Origin of the sequence: Escherichia sp. TW14182, assembly GCF_000208525.1 — a bacterium.
GTDB classification, from domain to species: domain Bacteria; phylum Pseudomonadota; class Gammaproteobacteria; order Enterobacterales; family Enterobacteriaceae; genus Escherichia; species Escherichia ruysiae.
This window is the reverse complement of record NZ_AEJZ01000167.1, coordinates 1-5,747: the sequence shown is the minus strand read 5'-3', so window position 1 is coordinate 5,747 and position 5,747 is coordinate 1. Positions and strand designations below refer to the sequence as shown.

General features: G+C 53.9%; 5 protein-coding genes. 4 read left to right on the top strand and 1 reads right to left on the bottom strand.

Features of this window, described 5'->3' with window-relative positions; genetic code table 11:
• The first annotated feature begins 180 nt into the window (after window positions 1-180).
• From dppB to dppF, 4 genes are read left to right on the top strand one after another with little or no spacing between them, the layout of a single operon-like run.
• Window positions 181-1,200, top strand: coding sequence for a dipeptide ABC transporter permease DppB (gene dppB, locus EQY_RS0114535; RefSeq protein WP_000938858.1), 1,020 nt, complete (start codon window positions 181-183; stop codon window positions 1,198-1,200).
• A gap of 9 nt (window positions 1,201-1,209) precedes the next feature.
• The gene (dppC, locus tag EQY_RS0114530) at window positions 1,210-2,112 is read left to right on the top strand and encodes a dipeptide ABC transporter permease DppC (RefSeq protein WP_000084683.1); all 903 of its coding nucleotides are present in this window, start codon (window positions 1,210-1,212) and stop codon (window positions 2,110-2,112) included.
• 10 nt (window positions 2,113-2,122) lie between these two features.
• A complete protein-coding gene (dppD, locus tag EQY_RS0114525) occupies window positions 2,123-3,106 on the top strand; it encodes a dipeptide ABC transporter ATP-binding protein (RefSeq protein ID WP_001196491.1) in 984 nt (327 codons plus the stop codon).
• Complete coding sequence (gene dppF / locus EQY_RS0114520; RefSeq protein WP_000107037.1) at window positions 3,103-4,107, top strand: dipeptide ABC transporter ATP-binding subunit DppF; 1,005 nt, start codon at window positions 3,103-3,105, stop codon at window positions 4,105-4,107. The genes dppD and dppF overlap by 4 nt, the downstream gene beginning before the upstream one ends.
• Before the next feature lie 29 nt (window positions 4,108-4,136).
• Here dppF and EQY_RS0114515 read toward each other — a convergent pair whose 3' ends face one another.
• Window positions 4,137-5,408, bottom strand: coding sequence for an SLC5/6 family protein (locus EQY_RS0114515; RefSeq protein ID WP_001153788.1), 1,272 nt, complete (start codon window positions 5,406-5,408; stop codon window positions 4,137-4,139).
• Window positions 5,409-5,747: the final 339 nt, after the last annotated feature.

Sequence of the window (5,747 nt, the reverse complement as noted above, 5' to 3'; positions counted from 1 at the left end):
CATCCGGCATGAACAAAGCGCACTTTGTCAACAATCTGCATACCCGGTGGTGCTGTGCCTCTGCGCACAGCGCCATCCGGCAGCAATACTTCATTCCCTGTCCGGCACGGGCGGGAATTGATTGGTGAGCAATACAGACACGCAGTTCCAGGCTGCGGGTCACTATAGAGAATCCGGGTTATGTTGCAGTTTATTCTCCGACGTTTGGGACTCGTCATCCCCACGTTTATCGGTATTACCCTTCTCACCTTTGCCTTTGTTCACATGATCCCCGGCGATCCGGTGATGATCATGGCGGGCGAACGTGGGATCTCCCCAGAGCGCCATGCGCAATTGCTGGCAGAACTCGGCTTAGATAAGCCGATGTGGCAGCAGTATCTCCATTACATTTGGGGCGTTATGCACGGCGATCTAGGCATTTCGATGAAAAGCCGCATCCCGGTTTGGGAAGAGTTCGTGCCACGCTTCCAGGCTACGCTGGAACTTGGTGTTTGCGCGATGATTTTTGCGACTGCGGTCGGTATTCCGGTTGGTGTACTGGCTGCGGTTAAACGCGGTTCCATTTTCGATCACACGGCGGTTGGTCTGGCGCTGACCGGCTACTCGATGCCAATCTTCTGGTGGGGCATGATGTTGATCATGCTGGTTTCAGTGCACTGGAACCTGACGCCTGTCTCCGGTCGCGTGAGCGACATGGTGTTTCTCGATGATTCCAATCCGTTAACCGGTTTTATGCTGATCGACACCGCCATCTGGGGGGAAGACGGTAACTTTATCGATGCCGTCGCCCATATGCTCCTGCCCGCTATTGTGCTGGGTACTATCCCGCTGGCGGTCATTGTGCGTATGACGCGCTCCTCGATGCTGGAAGTGCTGGGTGAAGATTATATCCGCACCGCGCGAGCCAAAGGGCTGACCCGCCTTAGAGTGATTATCGTCCATGCGCTGCGTAACGCGATGCTGCCGGTGGTAACCGTTATCGGCCTGCAGGTGGGGACGCTGCTGGCGGGGGCGATTCTGACCGAAACCATCTTCTCGTGGCCCGGTCTTGGGCGCTGGTTGATTGACGCGCTGCAACGCCGCGATTATCCGGTGGTGCAGGGCGGCGTATTGCTGGTGGCGACGATGATTATCCTCGTCAACCTGCTGGTCGATCTGCTGTACGGCGTGGTGAACCCGCGTATTCGTCATAAGAAGTAAGGGAACATCATGTCACAGGTTACTGAAAATAAAGTGATTACTGCACCGGTGCCGATGACCCCGTTACAGGAGTTCTGGCACTATTTTAAACGCAACAAAGGCGCGGTTGTCGGGCTGGTTTACGTCGTCATCGTGCTGTTTATCGCGATCTTTGCCAACTGGATTGCACCCTATAACCCGGCGGAACAGTTCCGCGATGCACTGCTCGCCCCGCCAGCGTGGCAGGAAGGCGGCAGCATGGCGCACTTGCTGGGCACCGATGATGTTGGTCGCGATGTGATGTCGCGCCTGATGTACGGCGCACGCTTGTCGCTGCTGGTCGGTTGTCTGGTGGTGGTGTTATCGCTGATTATGGGCGTAATTCTCGGCCTGATCGCCGGTTACTTTGGCGGCCTGGTCGATAACATCATCATGCGCGTGGTCGATATCATGCTGGCGCTGCCAAGCCTGTTGCTGGCGCTGGTGCTGGTGGCTATCTTCGGCCCGTCGATTGGTAACGCCGCGCTGGCGCTGACCTTCGTTGCCTTGCCGCACTATGTCCGCTTAACCCGCGCCGCCGTGCTGGTGGAGGTGAATCGCGATTACGTTACCGCTTCTCGCGTAGCGGGAGCCGGGGCGCTGCGCCAGATGTTTATCAATATTCTTCCCAACTGCCTTGCGCCGCTGATTGTTCAGGCGTCGCTCGGTTTCTCTAACGCCATTCTCGATATGGCTGCTCTTGGTTTCCTCGGTATGGGGGCGCAGCCGCCAACGCCGGAGTGGGGCACCATGCTCTCCGATGTGTTGCAGTTCGCGCAAAGCGCCTGGTGGGTCGTGACCTTCCCTGGTCTGGCGATCCTGCTGACGGTGCTGGCATTTAACCTGATGGGTGACGGTCTGCGTGACGCGCTCGATCCCAAACTGAAGCAGTAAGAGGTTCGAGATGGCGTTATTAAATGTAGATAAATTATCGGTGCATTTCGGCGACGAAAGCGCACCATTCCGCGCCGTAGACCGCATCAGCTACAGCGTGAAACAGGGCGAAGTGGTCGGGATTGTGGGTGAATCCGGTTCGGGTAAATCGGTCAGTTCACTGGCGATTATGGGGCTGATTGATTATCCGGGTCGCGTGATGGCGGAAAAGCTGGAATTTAACGGCCAGGATTTGCAGCGTATCTCGGAAAAAGAGCGCCGCAATCTGGTGGGTGCCGAAGTAGCGATGATCTTCCAGGACCCGATGACCAGTCTCAACCCGTGCTACACCGTGGGTTTCCAGATTATGGAAGCGATTAAGGTGCATCAGGGCGGTAACAAAAGTACCCGCCGTCAGCGGGCGATTGACCTGTTGAATCAGGTCGGTATTCCCGATCCGGCATCGCGTCTGGATGTTTACCCGCATCAGCTTTCCGGCGGAATGAGCCAGCGCGTGATGATCGCCATGGCGATTGCCTGTCGGCCAAAACTGCTGATTGCCGATGAACCGACCACCGCGCTGGACGTGACCATTCAGGCGCAAATCATCGAACTGCTGCTGGAGTTGCAGCAGAAAGAGAATATGGCGCTGGTGTTGATCACCCATGACCTGGCGCTGGTGGCGGAAGCGGCGCATAAAATCATCGTGATGTATGCAGGCCAGGTGGTGGAAACGGGCGATGCTCACGCCATCTTCCGTGCGCCGCGTCATCCGTATACTCAGGCATTGCTACGCGCGCTGCCGGAATTTGCTCAGGACAAAGAACGTCTGGCGTCGTTGCCTGGTGTCGTTCCCGGCAAGTACGACCGCCCGAACGGCTGCCTGCTTAACCCGCGCTGTCCCTATGCCACTGACAGATGCCGCGCTGAAGAACCGGCGCTGAATATGCTCGCTGACGGGCGTCAGTCCAAATGCCATTACCCACTTGATGATGCCGGGAGGCCCACACTATGAGTACGCAAGAGGCCACCTCGCAACAACCGCTGTTGCAGGCTATCGACCTGAAAAAACATTATCCGGTGAAGAAAGGTATGTTCGCACCGGAACGTCTGGTGAAGGCGCTGGATGGTGTTTCGTTTAACCTTGAACGTGGCAAAACGCTGGCAGTAGTGGGCGAATCTGGCTGCGGTAAATCGACCCTCGGTCGGTTGCTGACGATGATTGAAACGCCCACCGGCGGCGAGCTGTATTACCAGGGGCAGGATCTGCTTAAGCACGATCCGCAGGCGCAGAAGCTGCGTCGGCAGAAAATCCAGATTGTCTTCCAGAACCCTTACGGTTCGCTGAATCCGCGTAAAAAAGTTGGGCAAATTCTCGAAGAGCCGCTGCTGATCAACACCAGCTTAAGCAAAGAACAGCGTCGGGAAAAAGCCCTGTCGATGATGGCGAAAGTCGGCCTGAAAACCGAGCACTACGACCGCTATCCGCACATGTTTTCCGGCGGTCAGCGTCAGCGTATCGCCATTGCACGTGGTCTGATGCTCGACCCGGACGTGGTGATTGCCGATGAACCGGTTTCCGCGCTGGACGTCTCGGTGCGTGCGCAGGTGCTCAACCTGATGATGGATTTGCAGCAGGAACTGGGGCTTTCTTATGTCTTCATCTCCCACGACCTGTCGGTGGTGGAGCACATTGCCGATGAAGTGATGGTGATGTACCTGGGCCGCTGCGTGGAGAAGGGAACGAAGGAACAAATCTTTAATAACCCGCGCCATCCGTATACTCAGGCACTGCTCTCTGCGACGCCGCGCCTGAACCCGGACGATCGCCGCGAGCGCATTAAGCTTACCGGTGAACTGCCAAGCCCACTCAATCCACCGCCGGGCTGCGCCTTTAATGCTCGTTGTCGTCGACGCTTCGGCCCCTGCACCCAGTTGCAGCCGCAGCTAAAAGACTACGGCGGTCAACTGGTCGCTTGTTTTGCTGTTGATCAGGATGAAAATCCGCAGCGTTAACTCACAAAACCGGGGCCATGCGCTCCGGTTTACTCAATCAACTTCAACAGTGGCGACAAGCACAGCAAAATGCCGTACAGCAGAATCAGCCAGACTTTTAACCCGCGAAGATTTTCCAGTTGTGCGACTTTATAGATCAGGAAAAACGGAATGAGGCACGACACAATGCCATATAACGGGCTTCCCAACTGAAAGAACACCAGCACCGATACGCGAAACGAAACCCAAATCGTCAACGTAATGACGATAAAAGCGCAAATTGCCAGAGTCAGTATGCGTGAGTTAATTTTTCGGGTATCAATAATTCGGCTTAACAGATTGAGAATAATGCCTTTAATGGCCTCGTGGAAACCGAGATAAATGCCAAAAAATGCGGTCAGTACAGCAAAGATATTCAACACCGTAGAGGTGATATGAATGATATGCCCAGGGATCACCTGTGCCGCCAGTGCCAGTGCCGAGATATTTTGCTCAAAGGCAGAAACGGCTTCTTCATGGCTAATCGAAAAGGTAAACGAAAAGGCAAAAAACAGGATCACCGCGATGAGCGTGATATAGCTAATCCGATGGGTGCGCAGCGCGAGTCGTGTTGCCAGCACTTTATTTGCTTCTCGTTTGCGGTAGGCAATATTCATCGGGTTAAGCACCTGAATAAATACTGCAGAAAAGAAGCAAAAAGGGATAGTAAGCAGGACGTCGCGAAAGAAGACGGAGGCTTGTGGGAACGCGGTTATATTGGCGAAATTCCAGTGCGGGATCATCGCAAAACCGAACACCACAATAATGCCCACTTTGACCACCACCATCGGGCCGGAAATTTTAAACAATAATCTTTCCCCACCTGACGCGATAGCTACCAGTACGGCGAAAATAGCCACTTTATAAAGTAGGGATTGTGAAAGATCGGCATCGGTCAAACCGAAGGTTTTCAGGTATGAGGCGCTGTCGAAAACCACGGAGAGGGAATAGATAAAAATTCCGTGGATAATCATCAAAAAGTAGATAACGCCGAGAAATATTCCCCAGTTCTTCCCCAGGTAATGACTGATAATATCGGTGTAGTCATTACAGGATTCACTTTCAGATAGTGTTTTTAAATAAATATCCTGCACTACCCAGGTTGCTGGATAAGCAATAATGGCGGCGGTGATAAATACCCAAATTCCCTTCAGCCCAATTTGTACTGGCATCAGCACCGTTCCGGCACCAATTGCCATTCCTATGCATAATAAAACCCAGCCGAAGTCGTATCGCGTAAATGGTAATTTCTGATCGCGTAGTTGTAATGTGTTGTCCTGCATAAAGTCCTGTCCAGAAAGAAGTCAGCCCCGCAAAGATGGTTATCCCCCGTTTCTCTTGCGCAACAGGCGGAGAAGTCGAATACGCAGTGTGCTAAGAATGAGGCAACAGATTCACCGGGGAGAATCGCGAGGAGGCGCAATTCTACAAAATTGCGCATTTCACTACCAGTCTGGTGTCAGAGCGCGGGTAATGCGTACAGTGAAAATTCTGCAAATATGAAAATAAGCTGGAATGTATCGCGCAAAGTGAAAAACAGGCAGATGCCAGGGGCAGAAAGCGTCAGTAGAATCAGCCGCAAGCCAGGGGGTTCCGGTGAGGCGCAATGTTGCGGGGGCTTT